The sequence below is a fragment of the Candidatus Binataceae bacterium genome (genome assembly GCA_035508495.1).
Classification (GTDB): domain Bacteria; phylum Desulfobacterota; class Binatia; order Binatales; family Binataceae; genus JASHPB01.
Genome location: DATJMX010000056.1, coordinates 1 through 24546 on the forward strand (window position 1 = coordinate 1; position 24546 = coordinate 24546).

The 24546-nt window shown below is 61.3% G+C and carries 30 protein-coding genes; 19 read left to right on the forward strand and 11 right to left on the reverse strand.

The genetic code is table 11. From position 1 onward, the window contains the following. Window positions 1-1121, forward strand: a 1121-nt coding sequence (locus tag VMA09_17740) for a hypothetical protein (GenBank protein ID HUA35456.1), incomplete at its 5' end; no start/stop codon positions are given. Between the two features lie 19 nt (window positions 1122-1140). On the opposite strand, the gene VMA09_17745 is transcribed toward VMA09_17740, so the two are convergent. The 3 genes from VMA09_17745 to VMA09_17755 all read right to left on the reverse strand — a co-directional run bounded on the left by VMA09_17745 (window position 1141) and on the right by VMA09_17755 (window position 4810). Further along, on the reverse strand, window positions 1141-2337 hold the full coding sequence (locus tag VMA09_17745; protein HUA35457.1) for a serine hydrolase domain-containing protein: 1197 nt from the start codon (window positions 2335-2337) through the stop codon (window positions 1141-1143). 34 nt (window positions 2338-2371) lie between these two features. Further along, a complete protein-coding gene (locus VMA09_17750) occupies window positions 2372-3130 on the reverse strand; it encodes a lysophospholipid acyltransferase family protein (GenBank protein HUA35458.1) in 759 nt (252 codons plus the stop codon). A gap of 273 nt (window positions 3131-3403) precedes the next feature. Continuing rightward, window positions 3404-4810, reverse strand: coding sequence for an amidase (locus tag VMA09_17755; GenBank protein HUA35459.1), 1407 nt, complete (start codon window positions 4808-4810; stop codon window positions 3404-3406). Between the two features lie 169 nt (window positions 4811-4979). Between VMA09_17755 and VMA09_17760 the strand changes: the two genes are divergently transcribed. The 3 genes from VMA09_17760 to VMA09_17770 are packed head-to-tail and all read left to right on the forward strand — an operon-like array spanning window position 4980 to window position 6209. Continuing rightward, a complete protein-coding gene (locus VMA09_17760; GenBank protein HUA35460.1) occupies window positions 4980-5165 on the forward strand; it encodes a hypothetical protein in 186 nt (61 codons plus the stop codon). Between the two features lie 25 nt (window positions 5166-5190). Further along, entirely contained in the window at window positions 5191-5664 is a 474-nt protein-coding gene (locus VMA09_17765) for a 4Fe-4S binding protein (protein HUA35461.1), read from the forward strand. Between the two features lie 29 nt (window positions 5665-5693). Next, complete coding sequence (locus VMA09_17770; protein ID HUA35462.1) at window positions 5694-6209, forward strand: hypothetical protein; 516 nt, start codon at window positions 5694-5696, stop codon at window positions 6207-6209. On the opposite strand, the gene VMA09_17775 is transcribed toward VMA09_17770, so the two are convergent. Next, on the reverse strand, window positions 6166-7011 hold the full coding sequence (locus VMA09_17775) for an FTR1 family protein (protein ID HUA35463.1): 846 nt from the start codon (window positions 7009-7011) through the stop codon (window positions 6166-6168). The two genes, VMA09_17770 and VMA09_17775, sit on opposite strands and share 44 nt — an antisense overlap. Window positions 7012-7282: 271 nt before the next feature. On the opposite strand from VMA09_17775, the gene VMA09_17780 reads away from it, so the two are divergent. The 14 genes from VMA09_17780 to VMA09_17845 all read left to right on the forward strand — a co-directional run bounded on the left by VMA09_17780 (window position 7283) and on the right by VMA09_17845 (window position 18358). Then, the gene (locus VMA09_17780; GenBank protein ID HUA35464.1) at window positions 7283-7654 is read left to right on the forward strand and encodes a hypothetical protein; all 372 of its coding nucleotides are present in this window, start codon (window positions 7283-7285) and stop codon (window positions 7652-7654) included. 18 nt (window positions 7655-7672) lie between these two features. Further along, window positions 7673-7954, forward strand: coding sequence for a hypothetical protein (locus VMA09_17785; protein HUA35465.1), 282 nt, complete (start codon window positions 7673-7675; stop codon window positions 7952-7954). Window positions 7955-7979: 25 nt separating this feature from the next. Next, on the forward strand, window positions 7980-8861 hold the full coding sequence (locus tag VMA09_17790) for a 3-hydroxybutyryl-CoA dehydrogenase (GenBank protein ID HUA35466.1): 882 nt from the start codon (window positions 7980-7982) through the stop codon (window positions 8859-8861). Window positions 8862-8902: 41 nt separating this feature from the next. Beyond that, window positions 8903-9136 (forward strand): Lrp/AsnC ligand binding domain-containing protein, encoded by a 234-nt coding sequence (locus VMA09_17795; protein HUA35467.1) that lies wholly within the window; start codon window positions 8903-8905, stop codon window positions 9134-9136. A 114-nt stretch (window positions 9137-9250) separates the two neighbouring features. Beyond that, on the forward strand, window positions 9251-9754 hold the full coding sequence (locus VMA09_17800) for a GreA/GreB family elongation factor (GenBank protein ID HUA35468.1): 504 nt from the start codon (window positions 9251-9253) through the stop codon (window positions 9752-9754). A 238-nt stretch (window positions 9755-9992) separates the two neighbouring features. Then, window positions 9993-10913 carry an RnfABCDGE type electron transport complex subunit D gene (locus VMA09_17805; protein ID HUA35469.1) on the forward strand — a complete coding sequence of 307 codons (921 nt, stop codon included), beginning with the start codon at window positions 9993-9995 and terminating at the stop codon, window positions 10911-10913. Beyond that, window positions 10831-12207 carry a DUF2330 domain-containing protein gene (locus VMA09_17810; protein ID HUA35470.1) on the forward strand — a complete coding sequence of 459 codons (1377 nt, stop codon included), beginning with the start codon at window positions 10831-10833 and terminating at the stop codon, window positions 12205-12207. The genes VMA09_17805 and VMA09_17810 overlap by 83 nt, the downstream gene beginning before the upstream one ends. 311 nt (window positions 12208-12518) lie before the next feature. Further along, window positions 12519-14399: a pyruvate kinase gene (locus tag VMA09_17815; protein HUA35471.1), complete on the forward strand. Its 1881-nt coding sequence runs from the start codon at window positions 12519-12521 to the stop codon at window positions 14397-14399. 188 nt (window positions 14400-14587) lie between these two features. Next, on the forward strand, window positions 14588-15928 hold the full coding sequence (ffh, locus tag VMA09_17820) for a signal recognition particle protein (GenBank protein HUA35472.1): 1341 nt from the start codon (window positions 14588-14590) through the stop codon (window positions 15926-15928). Window positions 15929-15955: 27 nt separating this feature from the next. Next, complete coding sequence (gene rpsP / locus VMA09_17825) at window positions 15956-16210, forward strand: 30S ribosomal protein S16 (protein ID HUA35473.1); 255 nt, start codon at window positions 15956-15958, stop codon at window positions 16208-16210. Between the two features lie 26 nt (window positions 16211-16236). Next, window positions 16237-16473, forward strand: a complete 237-nt coding sequence (locus VMA09_17830) for a KH domain-containing protein (protein ID HUA35474.1) — start codon at window positions 16237-16239, stop codon at window positions 16471-16473. Window positions 16474-16544: 71 nt separating this feature from the next. After that, entirely contained in the window at window positions 16545-17045 is a 501-nt protein-coding gene (gene rimM, locus VMA09_17835) for a ribosome maturation factor RimM (GenBank protein ID HUA35475.1), read from the forward strand. A gap of 69 nt (window positions 17046-17114) precedes the next feature. Continuing rightward, window positions 17115-17798, forward strand: a complete 684-nt coding sequence (gene trmD / locus VMA09_17840) for a tRNA (guanosine(37)-N1)-methyltransferase TrmD (GenBank protein ID HUA35476.1) — start codon at window positions 17115-17117, stop codon at window positions 17796-17798. Window positions 17799-17800: 2 nt separating this feature from the next. After that, entirely contained in the window at window positions 17801-18358 is a 558-nt protein-coding gene (locus VMA09_17845) for an RNA methyltransferase (protein ID HUA35477.1), read from the forward strand. Between the two features lie 4 nt (window positions 18359-18362). On the opposite strand, the gene VMA09_17850 is transcribed toward VMA09_17845, so the two are convergent. After that, on the reverse strand, window positions 18363-19061 hold the full coding sequence (locus VMA09_17850; GenBank protein ID HUA35478.1) for a HEAT repeat domain-containing protein: 699 nt from the start codon (window positions 19059-19061) through the stop codon (window positions 18363-18365). Between the two features lie 81 nt (window positions 19062-19142). Further along, window positions 19143-19535: a DUF302 domain-containing protein gene (locus tag VMA09_17855; GenBank protein ID HUA35479.1), complete on the reverse strand. Its 393-nt coding sequence runs from the start codon at window positions 19533-19535 to the stop codon at window positions 19143-19145. An 87-nt stretch (window positions 19536-19622) separates the two neighbouring features. On the opposite strand from VMA09_17855, the gene rplS reads away from it, so the two are divergent. Further along, entirely contained in the window at window positions 19623-19967 is a 345-nt protein-coding gene (gene rplS / locus VMA09_17860) for a 50S ribosomal protein L19 (GenBank protein HUA35480.1), read from the forward strand. A gap of 27 nt (window positions 19968-19994) precedes the next feature. Here the strand turns inward: rplS and VMA09_17865 are convergent, their stop codons facing one another. From VMA09_17865 to VMA09_17885, 5 genes are read right to left on the reverse strand one after another with little or no spacing between them, the layout of a single operon-like run. Next, complete coding sequence (locus tag VMA09_17865) at window positions 19995-20375, reverse strand: polymer-forming cytoskeletal protein (protein HUA35481.1); 381 nt, start codon at window positions 20373-20375, stop codon at window positions 19995-19997. A 58-nt stretch (window positions 20376-20433) separates the two neighbouring features. Beyond that, window positions 20434-21435, reverse strand: coding sequence for a dipeptide ABC transporter ATP-binding protein (locus VMA09_17870; protein ID HUA35482.1), 1002 nt, complete (start codon window positions 21433-21435; stop codon window positions 20434-20436). Window positions 21436-21448: 13 nt separating this feature from the next. Beyond that, on the reverse strand, window positions 21449-22411 hold the full coding sequence (locus VMA09_17875; GenBank protein ID HUA35483.1) for an ABC transporter ATP-binding protein: 963 nt from the start codon (window positions 22409-22411) through the stop codon (window positions 21449-21451). Between the two features lie 51 nt (window positions 22412-22462). Then, window positions 22463-23545, reverse strand: coding sequence for an ABC transporter permease (locus VMA09_17880; GenBank protein HUA35484.1), 1083 nt, complete (start codon window positions 23543-23545; stop codon window positions 22463-22465). Then, window positions 23542-24528, reverse strand: a complete 987-nt coding sequence (locus tag VMA09_17885) for an ABC transporter permease (GenBank protein ID HUA35485.1) — start codon at window positions 24526-24528, stop codon at window positions 23542-23544. The genes VMA09_17880 and VMA09_17885 overlap by 4 nt, the downstream gene beginning before the upstream one ends. Window positions 24529-24546: the final 18 nt, after the last annotated feature.

Below are 24546 nucleotides of genomic sequence, written 5' to 3' on the forward strand. Positions count from 1 at the left end.
CGGCCGAGAGACTCGACTGGCCGGGGGAGTTCAAAGACGCAACCGAGAAGTACTCGAGCCAGGTTGCATTGGACAAGAACGATTTCCTGACTGGATATACCGCCGGGATGCCTTTTCCAATAGTCAATCTGGACGATCCCAAAGCCGCGGTTAAGATCGCCTATAACTGGCATATGGGTCCGTTCATGCCGGACGATTTCACTTTGGCGCCATGGGGCAGCTTTACCTACGCGCTCTCGGATTCGTCCAACACCTTCGAGCACGAAGAGACTCATGATTACGTCTGCTCGAAGTTTACTTTCCTACGATATGCGCATCGAACCGAAGTCGATCCGCGGCCTTCCCTTGGTTCGAACAAAGACGGAGTTGAGTGGAAATCGAAATGTGACGACTGGACTATGGACGCCGACGGAAACTTCGGCGCCAAGGGCATCTGGATACGTTACCTCGATCCATTCAAGACTGACGACTTTTTCTACTTCACGCGGCGTGGCGGATTCAGGATCGGCCACCAGGATTCCTACGATGCGCTCGATGAGAGCTGCCGCACCTGCCATCAGCCCTACTGGGCATACGCGTTGCCCAAGAACGAACAATTCACCTACCGGCTGCTTGGAACCACGCGCATTCTTGCCAGTCTGACCGCGAACGAAGAGCCGGCCGGCATCGTGCGCGGTGAAAAAGGAATGACGTTCGGCGAAGAGCCGTTTCAATTGCGGAACGCATACATTCTCGAAATGACGCCGCGGATTCCCGGCTACGAGCATCTTCCGGAAATAGTCTATATCGATACAGAAGCGTACGTATGGCTGGCCGCCGAATTCTACGATGAGCGCGAGCGAACCGCGACGGCGCTGCCGCTGTGGCGCACCAAACCTTCACCCTCGGGAGGATATCACTTCGATCTAGCCGGCGAATTCTATTTTCCCACCGGCCAACTTCGCTCGCGCCATATGCAGGTCGATGGAGCTTTTCCTTTCGTGCATCAAGAAGATGTGACAGCGACTGCATATTTCCGAACGATGGCACCGGCCCACGGCGACATATCGCAGAAGATCAACGGCGGCAATCTGGATGCAGACGCCTTCCTGCCAAAAGCACTCTCCGGACGGCAGCATTAGTCAGTACGACGACAAGCTTTCACGGTTGCGGCCGCACCGGCGCCGGAATCGCGTGCCACTCAGGGACAGCATTGACGATATCTGACAGCATCTTGTCCATACCTTCGTCGATCCCATCGGTGTGAGTATTTGCCAGAGCGCACCAGCATAGTCCGCTCGCAGTTCGTACCAGTTCGTTCATCGAGCCGGGCAGCCGCCCACCGTGCCACCAGTTCGGAAGTTCGTTGACGTACCATCCCCTCGCATAGTGTGGAATCGGCGATACCGCGCATGGCGAGGTCATCGTTTCGATGGTCTGGCGGGAAAGAATATTTGGCGTGTATTCGAAGCCATCGACATGCATCGCGAACCGCACAAGATCGGTCGCCGTTGCAAGCCATCCGCCCGTGGAAACAAAGCGGTTGAGATTCATAGCGTAGGGATGCGTCCATCCTCCGGCACGATCGGTCTCTCCGTAGTAAATGACTTCTCGCGGCGCGCGTTCTGCGCGAGTGTTGCCCATGACTCGAGCGCCGCTCATCCCGCATCGTGCGAAGACATTCTGCTGGACGTATTGCGGATACGATTGGCGAGTGACTTTCTCTACGACACAGCCGAGAATGCCATAACCCAGGTTCGAATACGCGAAATGCTGCCCCGGCGGGTAGCGCAATGGATCGTTGCGGATATACCAGGTGATGGTCTCGGCGGCGCTGGCCTTGGGATCGAAAAATGTCGGATCGTTTTCGTAGCTGCTCCATCCGCCGCTGGTGTGAGTCAGCAGGTGATCAATAGTTATTTCCTGGACCAGGTCGGGATACTTAGTCGCATAGTCGAAACCAAGTATCCCCTGTGGACCGAACACCCGATCGCTGAGACTGATCCTGCCCGCCTCGATCAAGGTGAAAATCGTGACTGAGGTAATCGGTTTGCTGATACTGGCAATCCGAAACAGGTTAGCCGGAGTGGCGATTTCATTCTCGCCCTTGTCAGCGAAGCCGAACGCTTTGCGATAAACGAACTGACCGTGGCGCGCGATCGCGATCGACAATGCTGGAACATCGTAAAGGCGCATGAAGCTGGTCGCGATTGCCGCAATCGCATCCAGTTCGTCCTCGGAAGGAGTGGGCTCATCGTCGGATGCAAATGAAAGCCGCGGCCACCAACCCGTCGCCGCACCAGATGCGAACAGCGCCAAATGCTTGAGAGAAGTCCGTCGAGTGATTGCGCGTGCCATCGAATGCTGCTCGGAAGCATCCGCGCGGACGAAGTCAGAGTTCCTCGACGAAGGTGGCGCGGACTTCTTCTTCGAGGCGGCGCGTCAGTTCTGCGCGATCGTGGCTGGTCATGCCTTCGGTCGGGATCGGCTTGCCGATAACCATGCGCATCTTGCGGCCCGGCACGACGAACATCGCCTTGCGCGGGAAGAATGAGCCCGAGCCGCTAATCGACATCGGAACCGCCGGCGCTTTGCTCAGGATCGCGAGCCACGCCGCGCCGTCATTGAACTCGTGCACGCGATTGTCGGGATAGCGATGGCCCTCGGCGAAGATGCTGAGCAGAAAGCCGCGCCGGATTACGTCGACCGCACGGCGAATCTCGCGGCCGCCCGCCTGGCGATCGATGATCACGTGCTGCGAATTGTTCAGCGCATAGCCGATGAGTGGAATCTTGAGCAGCTCCTTCTTGGCGACGAAGCGCGGATCGCCCGGAAAGTAGCCGGCGATCGTAAAGATGTCGAAGAAGCTCTGATGGTTCGAGACGAGGACGCAGCTCTTCAGCCCTTCCAGGTTTTCGAGGCCTACGATCTCGAGCTTGATGCCGCAGGTGCGAACGATGAGCTGACCCCACAGGCGGCTGACGAACGTTAGCGCGCGCGGCCTGTTGATCGCGGCGAACAGTGCGGCGAACGGCGCGAGGATGGCCGTATATATGAAGCTCAAAAGCGTCGCGACGACGCCCAGTGCGAGGCTCAGCGGCCCGCGCGAGGCGCCCGCGGAGAGAGAGGAAACCTGAACCTCATCAGCCATCGAGAGTAGTTTGGGCGTCGCAAAGTCCGCACGCAAGCGATCACTTTGAGCGGCTTTGATTCCAGATCCCCACCAGCGCGCTGCGATTCCGGCTTTCCTACGGGGCGCTGCTATCTGATTCATTACGGGAAGCTGCGATTCCGGTCCCCCTTCGCGTGCGGGACGGGGTTAGGTCGTTTGCCTGTGTCTCTTTTAGAGGCGTCGCCATCCCCAGCAAAAAAACCTAACCCTCTTTCCCTTCCCGCACGGGAAGGGAAGTTTGTGCCTCGGATTTCAGAGTTGAGGACGCTGCTTGTGCCAGTCCGTGGCGCGTTCGTAGGCCGCGCCCAAGCGAATCAGCGTTGCTTCGCCGAGGAGACGGCCGATGAGTTGGAGGCTCGGCGGTGGAGCACCTTTGCCGTTGCCGCCTGGCATCGAGAGCGTGGGATTGCGGCTCATGTTGAACGGCGCCGTGAACCCGAGGAGCGGATTCGGCCCGACGAACGAGTCGGCGTCGGGCGCGATCGCGTCGGCCGGCAAGGTCGCCTGCGGCATCGAGGGGCATACGACCGCGTCGACCTGATCGAAGACCTGCTGGAAGCGATTGCTGAAGCGCTCGCGCACCATGTGAGCGTCGGCATAGTCCTGGCCGCGAATCGAGGCGCCGAGTTTCAGGAACGAGCGATAGCCGGGGCCGTAATCGTCCGCGCGCGATGGATAGGTTGCGACGTGCGCAGCGGCGGCTTCCGCGGAGCACAGCGTCGTCCACGCGCTGAGGCACGGCTCGACATCGGGCATCTTGATTTTGACGATGCGCGCGCCAGTGCGTTCGAGATCGCCAACCGCCGCGGCGATTGCACTCGCGACATCGTGCGATGCGCGCGCAGCGATGTAGTTCTCATCGACGCCGACGCGGACGCCGTTCGCACCCGCGGCGATTGCAGCCGCGTAGTCATCAAGCGGTGCGGCGAGCGAAGTATCGTCGCGATCGTCGCGGCCCGCGATCACGCTCAACATCAGCGCCGCGTCGGCAACACTGCGAGTCATCGGCCCGATATGATCGAGCGACTCGCCGAGCGGGAACACGCCGTGACGGCTGACGCGGCCCCACGTTGGCTTCATCCCGACGATACCGTTGGCGGCAGACGGAAAACGAATCGAGCCGCCGGTGTCGGTGCCGATCGCCGCGTAGCAGAGCCCCGCCGCGGTGGCTACGCCCGAGCCGCTCGACGACGCGCCCGGCCAGAACGCGTCGTTCCAGGGATTGAGCGGAGTTGGAATTTCCGGATGGTACCAGGCCATCGCGAATTCGGTCAGATGCAACTTGCCGAGCATCACGGCGCCGGCTGATTCGAAGCGATCGACAACAGTGGCGTTCGAGTCGGGCCGCCATCCGCGAAGCACCTTGCTCGCGCAGGTCGTTGGGATGCCCTTGGTCCAGCACAGATCTTTGACTGCGACGGGGACGCCATGAAGCGGCCCCCGCAATTTGCCCGCCGCGATTTCCTTGTCCGCGGCCTCAGCCTGTCTAAGCGCCGAATCGTCGAGGACAGTTAAGTAGGCGCGCAGCTTCGGATTCAGCTTATGAATACGATCGAGCACGGCGCGGGTTGCCGCGACTGACGTGATTTCGCGCTTGCGCAGCCGCGCCGATAGTTCGCTGAGCGTCATGAAGCACAAGTCGGTACCGGAAATATCCATCCGTTCTCTCCAGCTATTCAGTCACGCCGCCTCGCCACGACCGCGCCGATCATTAGTCGCGAGCATGCGCAGCAGAAGGCCGCGTTGACATGGTTTTCCGCGGTTGGTACTTCAAGATCAAGTGCATCGTTCAGCCCGCCGTGAGGATTGGAGACGTTAAGGTAGAATTATGGAACACATGACCGGGTTTCAGCAGTTCCTTACGATCCTGACCCAGCCCGATAACGTCCCGATCATGGCGATGATGTTCCTGGTGCTGTTCTTCACCTACATCTCGTTCAAGCAGGCGCGCCGCAACGACCAGCTGATCGAGCGCGGTCAGCGCGACAAGATCATCGAAGAGATGCGCAAGTAACCATTCCTGACTGAAAGGATAACCGATGCCCTTTACGATTATCGCCGAGAATTGCACCGGATGCAGCGCATGCGAGAAGCGCTGCCCCACGGGCGCGATCTCTGGCCTTTCGAAGCGGGTCTATTATATCGAGCCCGCGAGCTGTATCGATTGCGGTGCCTGCGGCGTCATCTGTCCCGACGACGCGATCATGAACAACAAGGGCGAGATCACGCACGTGCTCAAGCGCGCCGAGCGTCCCGTCGCCGTGGTGCATCCCGATAATTGCAACGGATGCGGCGTGTGCGTGGACGTATGCCCGTTTGATTGCATCTCACCGTCGCCGGAGAATACAGCGGTGTACCTCGGCAAGGTGCACGTCAACGAGAAGACCTGCGTCGGATGCCTTCTGTGTGAAGAGGTTTGCGGATGGGACGGAATTTACATCATGCCGTCCGGAGAGAAGGAAGCCTTCCTCAATTCGCTCGGCTACTCGGCGGCCGACGAAGAAGCAGCCTGAGCCGCAACTCGGAATCTCCCGAAGACAACTTGGGCGGGCCGGCGAATGCGCCGGCCCGTCTTTTTTTCCGCCGCTACTTTCGCACAACTGCGCCGGTATTCACCGTCTGCCTGATACTCGCTGCTGCTGTCCCCGTTGTCTTTGCTGACGGCCCTTCGCCATCGACCGAAGCTTATTCGGCGGAGAATGCCTGCACCGCGATCAAGTCAGCCGTCGGTGTGCTAGCCGAGGCGGAGCGCGCCGAGGCTTTGGGCCTGAATCTCACGACTGAGAAGGCGACACCCGCGGTGGTCGAGGTGCGGCTCAACGATTTGATCGAGCGCAGCGACCAGCTCGCAGCTACGCTGCGCGCGGTGCGGATGAGTTCGATGGCGAGCGACTCGCAGGTCCAGGATTGCATCGCAATGGGCGAGCGCACGCTGGCGTCGGCGCAGAAGCTTTGTTCGGATGTCGAGGAAATTCTCTACGGAGCTGAAGCTCCCGTAGCCGACGCGCCACCGATCAGGTTGGGCGTACCCGGATCGGCGCCCTCTCGCCAACCTTGACCTTCTCGCGAGGCTCCCGCCGCGGCATCAGGAACGAAATCGCCGCGATCGCAAGCAGCGCAACCTGCGCCCCAAGGCTCTGCAGCGTGGGCGCGATGCCGAGCATCGGAATCGTCGGCACGTGGTTGATGAACGTCGCGCCAATTCGATCCGCTTCCTGGAGGCTCGCGATCCCTTGGCCGATGAACACGACCGCCATCAGGTAGAGCAGGCCCGAAGTAACCTTGAAGAACGCGCCCATCGGAATCAGGTAGGCAGCGCGCTTGAGAATCACGAATGCCACGATAAGGCATAACGAGGCGGCCGCGATTCCAGCAAGTACCGCGTGCTTCTCGGCCGTCTCGGTCGCGCCGCTCGTGAGCGCCTGGAAGAAAACGATTGTTTCACCGCCCTCGCGCATCACGGCGAGGAAGGCGGTTAGTCCCAGCGCCAATCCGGGAACGCGGCTTTGGCCAGCGCTGTGGACCTTGTGTTTGATGAACGACATCCAGCGGTCGGATTGGGATTTCGAAGTGAGCCAGGAGCTGACGTAGAAGAGGGTTGCCGCCGCGACGAGCTGAAAGATTCCTTCGAGCGTGTCGCTCGCGTCGTCGCTGATAAGGCGATTGATAGCAAAGGCCAGAATGACGCTGGCGACGAGGGCCAGCAGCGCGCCACCATAGATTTCGCGTGACCGAGTCTGCCCGTTGCTGGCGCTGCGCGTGCCTGCGGCCAGCGCAACGATCACGAGCATCGCCTCGAGCCCCTCGCGAAAGAGAATTCCGAGGGAATAAAAGAAGTAAGCGACTACAGTTTCATTCACGGCCGACGCTACTCAGCACAAATTGAGAATCATTCTCAATTAACGATACCGTCATATTCCCGACGATGTCAATCGTAAAGTGATCGTCAGACACGAAGGCCGCAGCGCGGCTTGCGGCACCAATGCTGCCGGAGTAGTTTCAAAAACCGAGGCGTGCCGGCGCATCACGCGCGGCCGCTTCAATTATTTTGGCCTGACTGGGATAGCGAAACTAATCGCGAGGTTCCCAAAGAAGCTCGTGATTCTGGCTTGAAGCTGGCTGAGTCGAACGATGCGCTGCATCTATTGCCGTAAGCGCGCGGGCCTGATGCGCCGGGTTTGTGCGACCTGCTCGAAGGTCGTCGCGATCATCGAGCGCGCGGGCGGCGATGTCGGTATGGTCGGCATGGTTGATCTTTTCGTGGCCGAGGGTCTCACGCGTGAGCAGGTTGATGCGGTCCTCGACGCCGAGATCCGCGGCGAGCCGACGATGCGCGATCAGATGACCTCGAATATCACCAACACGCTGATGCGGAATCTTGGGATGCCCGGGCGGCAATCGCCGGATGACGTGCGGCGCGTGCGGCGCGCGGCGGAGTCTGGCGCTGGCGAGGGCACTTATACGGCACTTGGCGCGGGGCAGAAGACGCCCGGCGTTCATTGAGCGCGAGGGGAAGCGTCGATGGCCAAAGACCGCAGCGATTTCGCCGTCATGAATCGGATGATCGACCATATCCGCCTCTTGATCGCGGTCGATGACGACGAGATTCCGGTCAAGAAAAAGCTCGAGGTCCAGGCAATCCTGAAGGACTTCCAGACGCTCCTCGCCGAGCCTGCCGAGTCTCAGCCGCGCGCCCGGATTCGCGGTTACTATGAAATTCTGTGCCGCGAGCTGGGCGATCAAGCCGACGTCGCGGCGCTGCTTAGTTCGCTCAAGAATTACATTCCCTTCATCTCGGATTAACGCTCGGATTGGAGATTCCACCCGCATGGCAGTACGAACACTCGGAGTGATTGGCGCGGGCCAGATGGGCGCGGGTATCGCCCAGGTTGCCGCGCAGGCCGGGCTCGAAGTTATTCTGAACGACGTTTCGCAAGAGCTCGTCGATCGCGGCATCAGGGGTATCGGACGCAACCTCGATCGCATGATCGAGCGCGGCCGCTTTCAGCCCGACGAGCGCGATCGCGTGCTGCGCCGAGTCCGCGGCTCGGCGAATCTCGAGGATCTCGCAAGCGCGGACTTCGTGGTCGAAGCCGTCGTCGAGAGCGAAGAGGTCAAGATCAACCTGCTGCAGAAGCTCGACAAGATCTGCGGCCCGGAAGTGATTCTCGCCTCCAACACGTCCTCGATTTCGATCACCAGGATGGGTGCTCGCACGGCCCGCGCCGACCGCGTCATCGGCATGCACTTCATGAACCCGGTGCCCGCGATGAAGCTGGTCGAGATCATCCGCGGCCTCGCGACGTCCGAAGAAACCTTCATGACGACGCGCGCGCTGGCCGAGGAGCTCGGCAAATCGACGATGACGGCGCAGGACTTCCCCGGGTTCATCGTCAACCGCGTCCTGCTGCCGATGATCAACGAGGCGATTTACACGCTCTACGAGGGCGTCGGCGGCGTGCTCGATATCGACAAGGCGATGAAGCTCGGCACCAATCAGCCGATGGGCCCGCTCGAGCTGGCCGACCTTATCGGCCTCGACACGTGTCTCGCGATCATGGAAGTGATGCAGCGCGTGCTTGGCGACGACAAGTATCGGCCGTGCCCGCTGCTCAAGAAGTACGTCGATGCGGGCTATCTCGGCCGTAAGTCAGGCCGCGGATTTTACAAATACGACGAAAAGGGGAATCCGATTCCGCCGGCGCTCTAGTCTCCGGCGGGCGGCGCGCAAGCGCCCGGGAGGTAACGCTCATGTCGGTGAAGGCATTCATTTTGATCGACACCTCGCCCGGCAAGGCGCGCGAGGTCGCGTCCAAGCTGCGCAGCGTGGAGGGCGTCTCGATGGCTCACGCGGTGACCGGGCCCCACGACATCATCGCGATTGCCGAGGCCTCCGACGTGACCACGCTCGGCGAGTTGGTGGTACAGAAAATCCAGAGCGTGACGGGAGTGAACCGGAGTCTCACGTCGATCGTGAGCGACTGACGGGCGGCCAGCGCAAGCGCGCGCGGTACTGGCTGGCCGGCACGGATGAGCTAGAATCTATTCGAGTGACCTCGCTCAATCGCGCGGGGCACCGATGCAGGAAGAACTGAATCGATGGCTGAACTACCTGTTATCAAGCGGCTGCGCAAAGAGCTGGAAACCCTCAAGCGCGAACTGACCGTGGACCTGCCCAAGGAACTCGAGCGCGCCCGCGCTCACGGCGATCTTTCCGAGAACGCCGAATGGGCGATGGCCAAGCAGCGGCAGGAGTTTCTGCGCGCGCGCCTGAACAACCTCGAGGTGCGGATCGGCGAATTGATGATGATCAACCTCGACTCGATCCCGCGCGACACGGTCGGCCTCGGCAGCCGCGTCTGGCTCGAAGACCTCGACGAGGGCGGCGCGACGACCGAGTTCGAGATCGTCGTGCCCGAAGAAGTCGACGGCGCGCAAAACCGCATCTCGCTGTCATCGCCTCTCGGCCGCGCGATGATCGGCAAAGCCGAAGACGACGACATCGAGGTAGTTACGCCCAAAGGCAAGCGCGCCTATACTGTAAAACGCCTGATGACGATCCACGTCGTACTAGCCAGCGAAAACGGCGCCGCGAAAGCATAGCGCGTCGGGGCAACTCCTGCTCATATCTCGCGAGTCTGGCGATCGAGTCAGCTAATAGCTCGCCGCGGCTGATGCCGCGGGCGGAAGCCGCAAATCGGGAGAGGCCGCATCCTTCGCCCCACGCCGGAACTTTGCTTGGTTGTTGATAAGACATAGGGTTCCAAAAAAATCAGGCCTTAGAAAAAGATCTGCAAGAAAATTCGGGTGGGCCGTTCAAAGAGTCGAGAGGTTCGATTCGATGGACGATTCAGCCGCATTGGCGCCGCGTTTTCGCTTTCGATTCTCCGGACTATTCGCCGACGCGCGGATGTTTCAGATCCTGGCGCTGGGCGTGTTGTTCGCGGCTGGCGTCTGGTTGCGTGATTTTAGCCTCCGTCCGGCGCAGATCGTCCTGACCTTCGCTGCTGCACTCGTGACGCAGCGGCTCACGTGGCGATTCTATCCGCCCAAGGCGCGCTCGTATCGCAGCGCGATCATCACCGCGCTCAGCCTCACGCTCCTGCTTCGAGCTGACGACCTGTTGATCCATCCGATCGCTGCGGCCGCCGCGATCGGCTCGAAATCTCTCATCCGCTTCCGCGGCAAACATCTGTTCAATCCCGCGGCCTTCGGCGTGATCTTCGCGCTCATCGCGCTCCCCCACACCTGGGTATCCGCCGGGCAGTGGGGTCAGGATGTCGCGCTCGCAGGATGGCTCGTCGCGCTCGGCGCGCTGGTCACCGAGCGTGCGCGCCGCGGCGATATAAGCTGGTCATTCCTCGTCTTCTATCTGGGTGCGACCGCGCTTCGCGTCGCATGGCTCGGGCAGCGCTTCGCCGTCTGGGAGCATCAGCTCTCCAACGGCGCGCTACTGCTCTTCGCGTTTTTCATGATTTCCGATCCGATGACGGGGCCGAACCATCGATGGGGCCGGCTCGCGCAGTCCGCGCTCGTCGCCGCGATCGCCTACTGGTGGCAGTTCCACTTCTACTCAACCAACGGACTTATCTGGGCACTGGTCGTCGCGGCGCCGATGGTTCCGGTGTGGGACCTAGTCTGGCGCGCGCCGAAATTTGAATGGAACGAAGGAGAAAACCATGGACCGGATCGTCTCGAAGCTTCGGCTCATCCTGCTGATCGTAACGGTGCTGACGCTCGCGGCGTGTTGCGCGCCGCTTAAGGCGCAGGCCTTCTGCGGATTCTACGTCGGCAAGGCCGACGGCACGCTCGTCAACCACGCGTCGCAGGTCGCGGTCGTGCGACACGACAACAAGACCGTCATCAGCATGATGAACGACTACCAGGGGCCGATGACGGATTTTGCGCTGGTCGTGCCGGTGCCGGTGGTCCTCGAAAAGGGCCAGGTGCACGTCGGCGATCCGCAACTGTTCGCGCAGCTTGAGGCCTACAGCACGCCGCGCCTCGTCGAGTATTTCGATCCCGATCCGTGCGAGATAGTCAGGCCGATGCCGCTGATGGCGATGGCGTCAGGAGTGGGAGCCGCGGCCCCTGCTGCACCTCCGATGCAGGATCGCGCGCTGGGGGTCACGGTTGAGGCGCAATACACAGTCGGCGAATACGACATCGTCATTTTGTCAGCGAAGCAGTCTGACGGCCTCGAGACCTGGCTCAAACAAAATGGCTACAAGATTCCGCCGCGCGCGAGTGCTGCGCTCGCTCCATACATCAAACAGGACATGAAGTTCTTCGTCGCCAAGGTCAATCTCGAGGAGCATCGCAAGACCGGGCTTCAGTATCTGCGGCCGATCCAGTTCGCGTTCGAATCGCCGAAGTTCATGCTGCCAATTCGGCTCGGCATGATTAACGCAAACGGCCCGCAGGACCTGATCATTTACCTGCTGACGCGCGACGGCCGCGTTGAGACGACCAACTATCGCACCGTGAAGATGCCGACCGGCGAGAACATCCCCGAATTCGTGCGCGACGATTTCAAGGGCTTCTACAAATCCGTGTTCAATGAGCAGGTGGAGCGCAACGACATGCGCGCCGTGTTCACCGAGTATGCATGGAACATGGGATGGTGCGATCCGTGCGCTACGTCGCCACTCACTCCCGACGAGCTGCGCAGCCTCGGCGTGTTCTGGCTCGATCAGCAACCGCCATCGCGCGGGCAGTTCATGCCAGCTCCCTACGGCGGCGGCGCTATCCCGGTAATGCTCACGCGGCTCCATGTGCGATACAGCGCAGATTCGTTCCCCGAGGATCTCGTCTTCCAGGAAACGGGCGACAGCGAAAACTACCAGGCGCGCTACGTGATGCAGCATCCATGGACAGGCACCGAGAACGCTTGCCCCGCAGCGCACTCCTACTTTGAGAATCTGCGAGCGCGCCAGATGCAGGAAGCGCAGACCCTCGCCGATCTAACCGGCTGGAGCCTCGACTCGGTAATCAAGAAAGCCGGACTAAAGGGCGATCAACAGCCGAACCCATGGTGGCAGAAGATCTGGAACTGATTGATATCGAGAGCCGCGCTCGCAAAGCGCGGCTCTCTGAGTTTCACAATGGCCATCTCACTCCCGTGCGCGCTCTCTGAGAACCCCTCTCCCTGACCAGGGAGAGGTCGGCTGCGGATCGCTAGAGGATTGCGGGCCTGACACTTCCAACGCGTCACTTCTCCCTTGCCATCTCCTTGGACAAACGAACAGGCCTTCCTTTCGGATTAACACGGCCGTAACCTCTTCAGGTTGCGACAACGCGAACTTCGCCCGATTCTGTAATTGGCAACATCATCTGTGCTCCGGCTAGGTGCGGAGAGCGAGCTTCCGTGAATTCGAAAGACCAATGCCCGATTGCGATGCGATGGGATGACCAGAGCATCGCGGGCTTAATCAAACAACTCGAGACTATTCGCGCTGATCTCGTTGCACTTGAGACGAAGTTCGGCGACCGGCTCGCGATCGTCAACGATGCGTGGCGGCAAAGCGCGGCCAACCTCCTGCACTACGTCGCGCTGCGCGAGCACGATATCCGCGAAATCCAGGTTGCGCTGGCGGAACTCGGGGTCTCGTCGCTCGGCCGCGCCGAGTCGCACGTGATGAGCACGCTCGACTCCGTTTTGCACATCCTTCGGCGTCTGCGCAGTAGCGGCGCCGGCGAGCATGAGACCGTCCCCGCGACGGTTGATTTCCAGGCCGGACATCGCCTGCTCGAAGCTCACACCAAAGATCTTCTCGGCGGCGCACCGAAGAGCCGCAGCGTGCGGATCATGGTCACGATGGCGACCGATGCCGCCGAGGACTATGCGCTGGTGCGCGATCTCCTGAAGCGCGGCATGGACTGCATGCGTATCAACTGCGCGCACGACGGTCCCGACCAGTGGGCGGCGATGATCGAAAATCTGCACCGCGCGCGGCGCGAGCTGTCGATGCCGTGCAGAATCCTGATGGACCTCGGCGGGCCGAAGCTCCGTACCGGCGCGATCGAGCCGGGCGCCGCCGTGATGAAATGGCGGCCGCATCGTAACGAAATCGGCGAGGTCGTCGAGCCCGCCCGTATCCTGCTCTATCCCGAAGGATCGATGGGCGGTAGCGGAGCCGAGGCCGATGCCGAAGTGCCGCTGCCTGAACTGTGGCTCGCCGAAGTCCGTAACGGCGACCAGATCGAGCTCTTCGATGCTCGCGGCCGCAAGCGGATGCTGCGCGTGACGGGATCGGTCGGCGGCGCGCGATGGGCCGAATGCACCCGCACCGGTTACGTGATTCCCGGCACGGTGATGCGTCATCACGGCGTCGGAGCGCACAAGGAAGCGCGCGTCGGGACGCTGCCGAAATCCGCAGGCCAACTGCATCTGCAAAATGGCGACTCGATCGTTCTGCTGCGCAAGGAGGTCCTCGGCCGAGACGTGGTCAAGAACGCCGAAGGGCACGTCATCAGTCCCGCTACGATCTCATGCACACTGCCCGAGGTCTTCGGCCAGGTGAAGCCGGGCGAGCGAATCTGGTTCGACGACGGCAAGATCGCCGGCATTATCCGCGAGTCGAGCGCCGATCAACTCCGTGTCGAGATTGTCAACGCGGGACAAGACGGCACCAAGCTCGGCAGCGACAAAGGCATCAACTTGCCCGACAGCAGTTTCACTCTCGGCGCGCTTACCGACGAAGACCTCGAGAATCTGAAATTCGTCGCCAAGCATTCCGATCTCGTCGGGATGTCGTTCGTGCGGCACGAGCGCGACGTCGAGAGCCTGCTAAGCCACATGCACGAGGCCGGCGGCGAGCATCTTGGGATCCTGCTCAAGATCGAAACGCGGCAGGGCTTCGAGCGGCTGCCAAACCTGGTGCTGGCGGCGATGCGGCATCATACGGCGGGCGTGATGATCGCGCGCGGCGATCTCGCCGTCGAATGCGGATGGGAGCGGATGGCCGAGGTGCAGGAGGAGATTCTCTGGATCTGCGAAGCGGCGCATCTTCCTGTCATATGGGCAACGCAGGTGCTGGAGAGCCTCGCCAAGCATGGGATGCCGTCGCGGGCGGAGATCACTGACGCCGCGATGGGCGAGCGCGCCGAATGCGTGATGCTCAACAAGGGGCCGCATATCGTCGAGGCCGTCAGCACGCTCGATGACATCCTGCGCCGGATGGAAGCCCATCAAGCGAAAAAGAGCTCGCGCCTGCGCCCGCTGCATCTGCGCGCGATTCATTCCTGAGCGTTTTCGCGAGTATCAGCAAAGTTGGCGTGCGCTGACGCATTATCCGCGCGCTGAGCGGCCACGTTAAGCTCGATTGACAGCCCGGAAAGCGTGTCCTACGCTTGACGGTTTGCTAGACTCGCTTCGCAGACACGGACGGCTGGAGCCTATTTCTTCGACCTGCCACATCCAGGTTCTGTTTTATTATGTTTGACACGCTCAGTGACCGTCTCGACGGCGTTTTCCGCAAGCTCAAGGGCCAGGGCCGGATTACAGAGCGCAACATCGAAGAGGCGTTGCGCGAAGTCCGCCTTGCGCTGCTCGAAGCCGACGTCAATATCAAGGTCGTCCGCGACTTCATCGAGCATGTAAAAACCAAGGCACTCGGGCAGGAAGTGCTGCGTTCGCTGACTCCCGAGCAGCACCTGATCAAGTTCGTCTACAACGAACTGGCGCTGGCGATGGGCGGTCAGGCGCGCGAACTCGATCTCAAAGTCAAGCCGCCCGTTAAAATCGTCCTCGTCGGACTCCAGGGCTCGGGCAAGACGACCTCGGCGGCCAAGCTCGCGCGATGGCTCAAGCTCGAGCGCAAACGGCATCCGCTGCTGGCCTCGACTGACGTGTACCGCCCCGCCGCGATGGAGCAGTTGCGGGTGCTCGGCGGTCAGATCGGCGTTCCCGTGGTTGAAAGCCATGAGAATGAAGACCCGATCGAGATCGCGACGCGGGCGCTGGCGCGCGCCGAAGCCGGCGGACATGACGCGCTGTTGATCGATACCGCCGGCCGCCTGCAAATCGACGAAGAGCTGATGGAAGAGCTGGCGCGCCTCAAGGCCGCGACCAATCCGCATCATATTATTTTCGTTGCCGATTCGATGACAGGCCAGGAAGCCGCCAACGTGGCGGCCGGGTTCCATGAACGGCTCGGAATCTCGGGCGTGATCCTGACCAAGCTCGATTCCGATGCGCGCGGCGGCGCAGCGCTCTCGGTGCGTACGGTAACGGGCGCGCCGATTCTGTTCGCCGGTATCAGTGAAAAACTCGACGGCTTCGAGATTTTCTATCCTGATCGCCTGGCCCAACGCGTCCTCGGCATGGGCGACGTGCTGACGCTCATCGAGAAGGCGCAGCAGAATTACGATCAGGCCAAGGCCAAGGAACTCGAGCGCAAGTTCAAGAAGAACGAGTTCACGATCACCGACTTTGCCGAGCAGCTCAAGGCGATCAAGAAGATGGGCTCGCTGGGCGATTTGATCGGCATGATCCCGGGCCTGAAGAAGATGGCGTCTCAGGCTGATACAGAGCACGCCAATGTCGAGCTAAAGCGCATCCAGGCAATCATCAGCTCGATGACGAACCAGGAGCGCGAGAATCATTTGATCATCAACGGACGGCGCCGCGCGCGAATCGCTTCAGGCAGTGGAACGTCAGTCCAGGATGTAAATCGATTTCTGAAACAGTTCGAGCAAACGCGCAAGGTGATGAAGAAAATCACCAAGATGGGGGCCGGAAAAATGATGATGCGCGGGCTCGGTCTCGGGAGTTAAAATAAGGCAAGGAGAACGGAGAACCGAATGGCACTTGTGATCAGGTTGCGGCGTCACGGAAGCCGCAAGAAACCGTACTACAGGATCGTGGTGGCGGACTCGCACTCACCGCGCGACGGTCGTTTTGTCGAGCAGGTCGGCACCTACGACCCCGCGTTCAATCCGCCCAAGGTCACCCTCAAACAGGAAGAGACCGACAAATGGATCAAAGCTGGCGCACGGCCCAGCGAAACCGTAAGGAAGCTTATAAAGCAAGCCTCGAGCGCATCGGCCTCCGCCTGAATTAACCTTCGCATTCGGAGCCAACCATGAAAGATCTCGTTCAGTTCCTCGCACAACAGCTGGTAAACAATCCGGACGCGGTGGAGGTGAAAGAGACGCAGGGGGACACTGCCTCGGTTCTCGAACTGAGGGTGGCGAAAGAGGACTTGGGACGGGTCATCGGCAAGCAGGGCCGCACCGCGAAATCGATTCGCACGATTCTGAACGCGGTTGCGTCGCGCACCAATCGCAAGGTGGTTCTGGAAATCATCGAAGAGAAGTAAGCGGGGATGGCACCGGCATCACGGTTCATCCCCGCGTTTCGATTAAGGGCGCGCGCCTGCGCGTATCCGCGATGCTTCGCCTCGGGCGCATAATCGGCGCGCACGGCCTCAAGGGCGCGCTGCGCTTTCGTCCCGACAATCCAGATTCGGAAACGATCGCAAAGGGCTCGCGCATCCAACTCGACCTGAACGGCAATGCGAGCGAATACGAGGTCGCCGGGATCACGAGCCTCGGCCGCGGCGTGCGACGGCTCGAGCTGGTCGGCGTCGCCGATGCTAACGCGGCCGAGGCGCTCACCAGCGCGACCGTCCTGATCGATGAGACCGGGCTTCCCGCGGCAAAACCCGGCGAGTTCTACTATCACGAGATCCTCGGCTGCGAGGTTTTTCTCGAAGACGGCACTCGTCTCGGCCTGATCGAGGAAGTATTCTCGGCGGGCGCGAACGATGTATTGGTGGTGCGCGGGGGCGGGCGCGAGGTGCTGGTGCCAGTCATCGCAGACGTCGTGAAATCGATGGACATCCCGGCGGGACGGATGACGATCGTGGCCGTGCCCGGCCTGCTCGATTGACGGCCTGTCTTTATCCCCGCTTCCTGTGCGGATAGATTTGTTCGCGAGCAGGTCTTCCGATTTCAAAAAATGGAATTCCACGTCATCACGCTTTTCCCCGAGATGTTCGATCCTCCGCTGCGGGCCGGCATGATCGGGCGCGCGATCGACGCGGGAACGCTCAAGCTGCGTGCGCATCCGCTGCGTCCCTTCGGCCTAGGCAATTATCGCCAGGTCGATGACTCGCCCTACGGCGGCGGCAGCGGGATGGTGATGCGGCCGGAGCCGATCGCGGCGGCGATCGAAGCCGTTGAAGCGGAATGTCCCGGGCTCTGGAAAATCCTGATGACGCCGCAGGGCGAGGTCTTTGACCAGGCGCTCGCGCGCGAGCTTGCCGATAAGCGGCCTGGCCTGATGCTGATTGCAGGGCGCTACGAAGGAATCGACGAGCGCGTGCGCGCTATGGTTGACCAGGAGATTTCAATCGGTGACTACGTGCTGAGCGGCGGCGAGCTACCCGCAATGGTCGTGATCGAGGCGGTGGGGCGGCTGGTGCCGGGCGTGCTTGGAAATCCCGACTCGCTCGCCGAAGAGTCGTTCGCTGCGCCGATGCTCGAGTATCCGCACTACACGCGGCCCGAGGAATTCCGCGGGATGCGCGTGCCGGAGATCCTGCTCAGCGGCGATCACGGCAAGATTCGCGCATGGCGCGAAGACCAGGCTCGCATCCGCACCGCGCGGCGCCGTCCCGACCTGCTGCGCCGGAAGCCGTAGCCGTGGCCGATCTTTACGTCGCGCTGATTCATCATCCGGTGGTCGATCGCAACGGGGCGATCGTCACGTCGGCTATCACCAGCCTCGATATCCACGACATCGCGCGCGCCGCGCGAACCTACGAGGTGCGCAACGTGTTCGTCGTGCATCCGGTCGGAGAGCAGCGGAACTTCGCCGCGAGCGTAGTCGATCACTGGAAGTTCGATTTCGGCCGCGCCCACGATTCGCGTCGCCGCGAGGCTCTCGAGCGCGTGCGAATCGTCACGGACCTCGATAGCGCGATTGCCGAAGCTGAAAAGATCTCCGGCGCCCGCCCGCGAATCATCCACACCTCGGCCCGCACCACGGGCGGCACGAGTTACAGCGAACTCCGCACCATGATGGAATCCGCCGACGCACCGCCGATGATGCTCCTGCTAGGCACTGGCTTCGGCATGGCCGCCTCGGTGGCGCAACGCGCCGACATCATCCTCGCGCCGGTCCTGGGCCCCGGCGACTACAATCACCTGTCGGTCCGCTCAGCGGCCGGCATTATCCTCGACCGCCTTCGCGGCCACTGATTTCTCAGAGCGTGTTCAGATTTCCGCTGTGCCGATATCGAGCGAGCACGTGGCGGGCCATGCGGCGCACCGAGCGATCGGGATCATTGTAGCGGTCTTCGAGCGCGCGAACGATCTCGCTTTGATAGATCGCCGGCGAGCCGTCGCAGAGCACGTGAATGATTCTGCGTCGAACGCTCGGATCCGGATCGTTAACCATCTGAAGGACGCGCCGCCACACTTTCGGCGCATGCGACTTCAATTCGCAAGGACAAAGCGCGTGAAGCGCCCACCGCCGATCACGAACCTCGGCACTATGCGTAAGCTCCAGCCACTCCGGAATTTCGTGTCGAGGTGTGGGCATCGTAAATCCCCTTTCGTGGTTGCGCTGTCGAGCGGAGGTTGCTGCGACGCGAAATTCAACTCCGGCTTTTTTCTGAAGATAGCTCAGAACCTTAAAGAGATTGCGCGCCTGCGGGTTGCCGCTGCTGCCGAACATTCGAATCAGACTCTTCGGCTGTGCGCCGATCGCGGGGCCGAGTTTCTCGAATCCGATTGTCCCCTTGATGTAATCGCGCAGGTGCGACTTGCCGATGTCCACTTCACCTGCCAGCATCAGATCGATCCCTTCGCGTAAGAGAGCCTCGGCGAAGACTTGGCCCCTGGCGGCACGCTTCAGCACCAGTTCGTCGAAGCGGCGCGTGACTGGCGTTTGGTGTTTCAATTTTCGAAGACACTAGTCTGGGTAACATTGGTCTTACCCTGACTCAACCTGTCCACGATCGTCAGCGGCATCGACTCGCGGCTACCCGATCGCCTTCTGCAGCAGTGCGCCCGCGCCGGCGAGGTTGGCGATCAAATGGTCGGGGGTCTGATGACGCTGCTTCAGATAGTTGGGATCGTTGTATGTCACCCACACTTTGCCCGACTCGTCTTCCGCTACTAATGCCTTCAGCGGCAGATCGATCGCGATCGTTGGCGATGCCACCATCAACGGCGTGCCCGCTTTCGGGCTGCCGAAGATGATAACCTGCGTTGGAGGCATCTTCAGACCGATCTTCTGGGCCGCGCCGCTATGGTCGACGATCGCGAAAATCGTGAGGCCTGCTGCTTTCAATGCGGCCTCGATCCGACCGAGCGTCTCTGCGAACGTGCGCGGGCTCGCAATTTTGATCAGGCCGCTCTCCTGCAAATCCATCGTCGTTCCTCCAGCCGCACGGCGTATTGAGTCGTACCCACGGATGCGGTACTTTTGCTGGCTCGACCCCGAGGTCTGAACACTCCTATGAGTACCGTAATCCAGAAGCTCGAAGAGCGAGTGCTGCGCAAGGACCTGCCCGAATTCCGCGTCGGCGACATGCTGCGCCTGCACGTCAAAGTCGTCGAAGGCGACAAGGAACGTCTCCAGGTTTTCGAGGGCACTGTAATCAAGCTGAATCGCGCGGGCAGCCGCACCACCTTTACCGTGCGCAAAGTATCTTACGGCGTTGGCGTCGAGCGTATCTTCCCGCTCCATTCGCCAAGGCTCGACAAGATCCAGGTGCTGAGTCGCAGCCGGGTGCGCCGCGCGAAACTTTACTATCTCCGCAATCTTAAGGGTAAGGCGGCGCGTCTCGATACTGCGAGCTGAGCCCGGCCTGGGCGGCTTATCCGACCACTACGGCTCGACGGTCACATTGCTCATCTGGATGTGACCCTCGATCCATGCCCCTTCGGAAATCGTCAGGTTGCGCACCGCGATATTGCCGTAAACGCGGCCGCGCGGACCGATCACCGCGCGCTCGCATCCGACGATATCGCCACGCAGCTCGCCCATCACGAGCAGCCGCGGCGCCTGCACTTTGCCTTCGATCAACGCCTCTTCGGCGATCACTACCAGCTCCGCCGAGCGCACCTCGCCGCGAAATCGTCCCTCGATTCTCACCGGTTCATGAAATATCAGCTTGCCTGAGACGTTGACGTTGCGGCCGACCGCGACGCGCGTGCGTTCTTCAACCCACGCCATCCCCGCGTCGTGCGGAATTTGAGTCGATTGCATTGCTGGTCCTGGAGTCGCCGGGATTACACGCCTCGCGGCGGAAATATGCGTCGTAGATTCAGGGTGCCGGGAACACGTGGCAGGCGACGGCATGTCCGCCCTTGCCAGTCTCGAGCCGAGGCTCCACGGCCCTGCATTCATCTTTCGCATAAGGGCATCGTGGATGGAAGGCGCAGCCCGACGGCGGATTGAGCGGACTCGGCATCTCACCGGGTAGCTTGATGCGCTCAGGCCGCACGGCGGCATCGATGGTCGGAATCGCCGACAAGAGAGCGCGCGTGTACGGATGCCGCGGGTTCGCATAAATTTCATCGCGGCTCGCGATCTCGACGATTTTGCCGAGGTACATGATCGCGACGCGGCGGCTGATGTGCTCGACGACGCGCAGGTCGTGCGCGATGAAAAGATACGTCAGGTTGAGCCGCTCCTGCAGATCCTGCAGCAGGTTGATGATTTGCGCCTGAATCGAAACGTCGAGCGCCGAGACTGGCTCATCGAGCACGACGAAACGCGGACTCACCGCGAGCGCACGCGCGATTCCGATACGCTGACGCTGGCCGCCGGAGAACTCGTGCGGATAGCGATCCGCGGCATCGGGACCCATCCCGACCATTCTGAGCAGCTCGATGATGCGGTCTTCTTTCTCGCGGCCGCGCGCGAGCTTGTGAATCTCGATTCCCTCCCCGACGATCGCGCGCACGCGCATCCGCGGATTGAGGGACGAATATGGATCCTGGAAGACGAGCTGCATTTGCCGGCGCAGCGCGCGTAAATCAGCACGCGTCAGCGAGGCGAGATCGCGGCCCTCGAAAATGACGCGGCCCGCGGTCGGCTCGATCAGCTTCAGGATCAGCCGGCCGAGCGTTGATTTGCCCGACCCCGACTCGCCGACGAGGCCCAGCGTCTCGCCCGGCATGATCTCGAGATCGACACCCGCGACGGCCTTGAGAAAAAGCTTGCCGCCGAAGAGACCCGTCTGCCCGGCAGGAAATTCCTTGCTGAGTTTCTCAACGCGCACGAGCGGCGCGCCGGAGACCGCCGCGATGGCTCCGGAAGCCATCGTGCTCTGAGGATCAGACGCGGATACAGGCGACATCGTGATTCGGACCCTTGGTTTCGAGCGGCGGCTGTGCCGCGGCGCACTGGTCGATCGCGAGCGGACATCGCGGATGGAACCTGCATCCCGACGGCGGGTTGAGCGCGCTCGGGATCGTGCCGGGAATCGCGCGCAGGCGATGCTGATGCTGGCCGTCGATGCCCGGAATCGAATCGAGCAGCCCGCGTGTGTACGGGTTGAGCGGATTTTTGAATAGCTCGGCGCACGGCGCCTGCTCCATCACGCGCGCGGCGTAGAGAATCGTGACATCGTCGGCGTATTCGGCAACCACGCCCAGATCGTGCGTGACCAGAATCACCGCGAGATCGAGGCGTGACTGCAAGTCACGAATCAAATCGAGGATCTGCGCCTGGATCGTCACGTCGAGCGCGGTGGTCGGTTCGTCGGCGATGAGCAGTTTTGGATTGCACGACAGCGCCATCGCGATCATCACGCGCTGGCGCATCCCGCCGGAAAGCTGATGCGGATAGTCGTCGACGCGGCGCTCGGGGTCGGCGATCCCGACCATGCGCAGCGCCTCGATCGTTCGATTGCGCGTCTCGGCACGCACGGTCCGCTGATGAAGCCGAATCGCCTCGCCGATCTGGTTGCCGATCGTGAAGACGGGGTTCAGCGACGACATCGGCTCCTGGAAGATCATCGCGATTTTCGCGCCGCGAATGGCGCGCATCTCGGACTCCGAAATTTTCGTCAGGTCGCGGCCTTCGAAGCGCACCTCGCCGCCGACGATTCGCGCCGACTCCGGCAACAGGCGCATCAGCGAAAGCACGCTCGCGGTCTTGCCCGAGCCCGACTCGCCGACGATCCCCATCAGCTTGCCCGGATAGACATCGAAGCTGACGCCATCGACGGCGCGGACCTCGCCCGCTTCGGTGAAGAACGAGGTGCGGAGCGATTTTACTTCGAGCAGCGGCTGCACGTGCAAATCAACCTATCATCGGGCCAGGGAGGCTCACTAGACAGCTTCGCATCAGCGGGCGTTGGACGGATCGATCCGATCGCGCAGATGGTCACCGAGAAAGTTGAACGACATCACGGTGAGGAAAATGAAAACGCCGGGAATCAGGATCCATGGATAGTGCGCAAGGTTTTGCGGATCCTGTGCGGCAGACAGCAGGTTGCCCCAGCTCGGCGTGGGCTCCTGGATTCCGAGTCCCAGCAATGACAGCGCGCTCTCGCCCAAGATGTAGCCCGGGATCGAAAGTGTCGCCGCAACGATCGCGTAACCCATCACCGACGGCATGATGTGCCGTGTAATGATCAGCCATCGCGAGCCGCCGAGCGCGCGCGCAGCTTCCACATAGGGCAGTGAGCGCACGGAAGACGCCATTCCGCGAATCACGCGCGCGAGTCCGGCCCAGCTTATGAAGCTCATGATTGCGACGATCAGAAAAAATCGCGTGGCCGAGCTGATCGCCGGCGGAATCACCGCGGCGAGCGCGAGCAGGAAGTAGAAGGATGGCAGCGACATCTCGATCTCGGACCAGCGCATGATCAGATTGTCGGTAAGTCCGCCGACATAACCGGACAACGAGCCCACGACGATCCCGAGCGAGAAGCTGATCAACACGCCGATGAGCCCGATACACATGCTGACGCGCGCGCCGTAAACAATTCGCGAGTAGAGATCGCGGCCGAGTCCGTCGCTGCCGAATAAATAGTATGGCTCCTTCGCGGAATCGGTCGTGAAGAGATGTCCGCCGGAAAAAAGGTGGATATAAGTGCGGCGCGAGGTGTCGGGCGCGTAGGTGCGCTCCTGGGGATCGACCATGTGCATCGGATTGGTCCAGAAGAAACCTTCCGACCAGTCCGACGGCGCGCTCAGGTGAATTCTCATCGGCGGGCAATCCGGCATTCGCCGATTTTGGTCGCCGGGATCGTATGGCGCGAAAAACGGCGAGGCCGCGGCGAACAAGTAGAACAGCACGAGGCACATCGCCGAAAGCCGCACCGTGCGCGAGGCGAGCCGCCACTCGCGCGCGAGGCCGCCGCGAACGATCGTCGCGCCGGCGGCGCTCTGCAGCTCGGGCATCGTGGTCGCGGGCGCGCTCATTCCGATGCCACCGAAGAGAAATCGACGCGCGGATCGACGGCGACCAGCGCAATATCCGCGAGTAGATTACCGACGAGGAGGAGCACCGTGCCGATCAGCACCGAGCCCATCACGAGGTAAATATCGAGCGAGCGCACCGCGTTGAGCAGCAGGAGGCCGAGGCCTTGCAGATTCATCACGGCTTCGACGAGTGCGGCGCCGCCGAGCAGATCGCCGAGCGAATATCCGGCCATCGTGACGAAGGGATTCAGCGCATTGCGCAGCACGTGCTTGTAAATCACGATTCGCTCGGAGAGTCCCTTGGCGCGCGCCGTGCGGACGAATTCGGAATTCTTGATCTCAAGGATCTGCGAGCGCATCAGGCGCATCAGGCCAGCCATCCCCGAAACGCCGAGCACGAACACCGGCAATATCAAGTGGTTGATTCGATCGGCGACGCGGTTGACGAAATCGAGCTGGTCGTAATCGACGGAAAAAGTTCCGCCCGGCGGCAGCCAGGGTTTTCCCAGATGCATCGCGAGGTCGACCATCAGGAAGGCGAGAAAGAAATTGGGAATCGACATGCCGAGAAAGGCGAAGAACGAGAGCACGCGATCCCAGATCGAGTTCTGCCGCACCGCGACGATGATTCCGATCGGAACCGCGAGCACCCACGAAAAGACCATGCTGGCGAGGGCCAGAATCACGGTGTTGAAAGCGCGCGCCGCGATGAGGCTCGTCACGCTCACCCGGTACTGCAGAGAATAGCCGAGGTCGAGGTGCATCACGCCCCACAGCCATTTCCCATAGCGGACGAGCAGCGGCTTATCGAGTCCGAACTGGACCTGGAGTTGATGGATCACCTCGGGCGTGATCTTGGGATTCATCTTGAGGTTCGAGACGAAATCGCCCGGCACCAGCGACATGGCGCAGAACGAGATGAACGTGATCCCGAGCATGAGCGGGATCATGTTGAGCAAGCGGCGGATTAGAAAGCGTGACATATGGTCAGGTTCAATCGC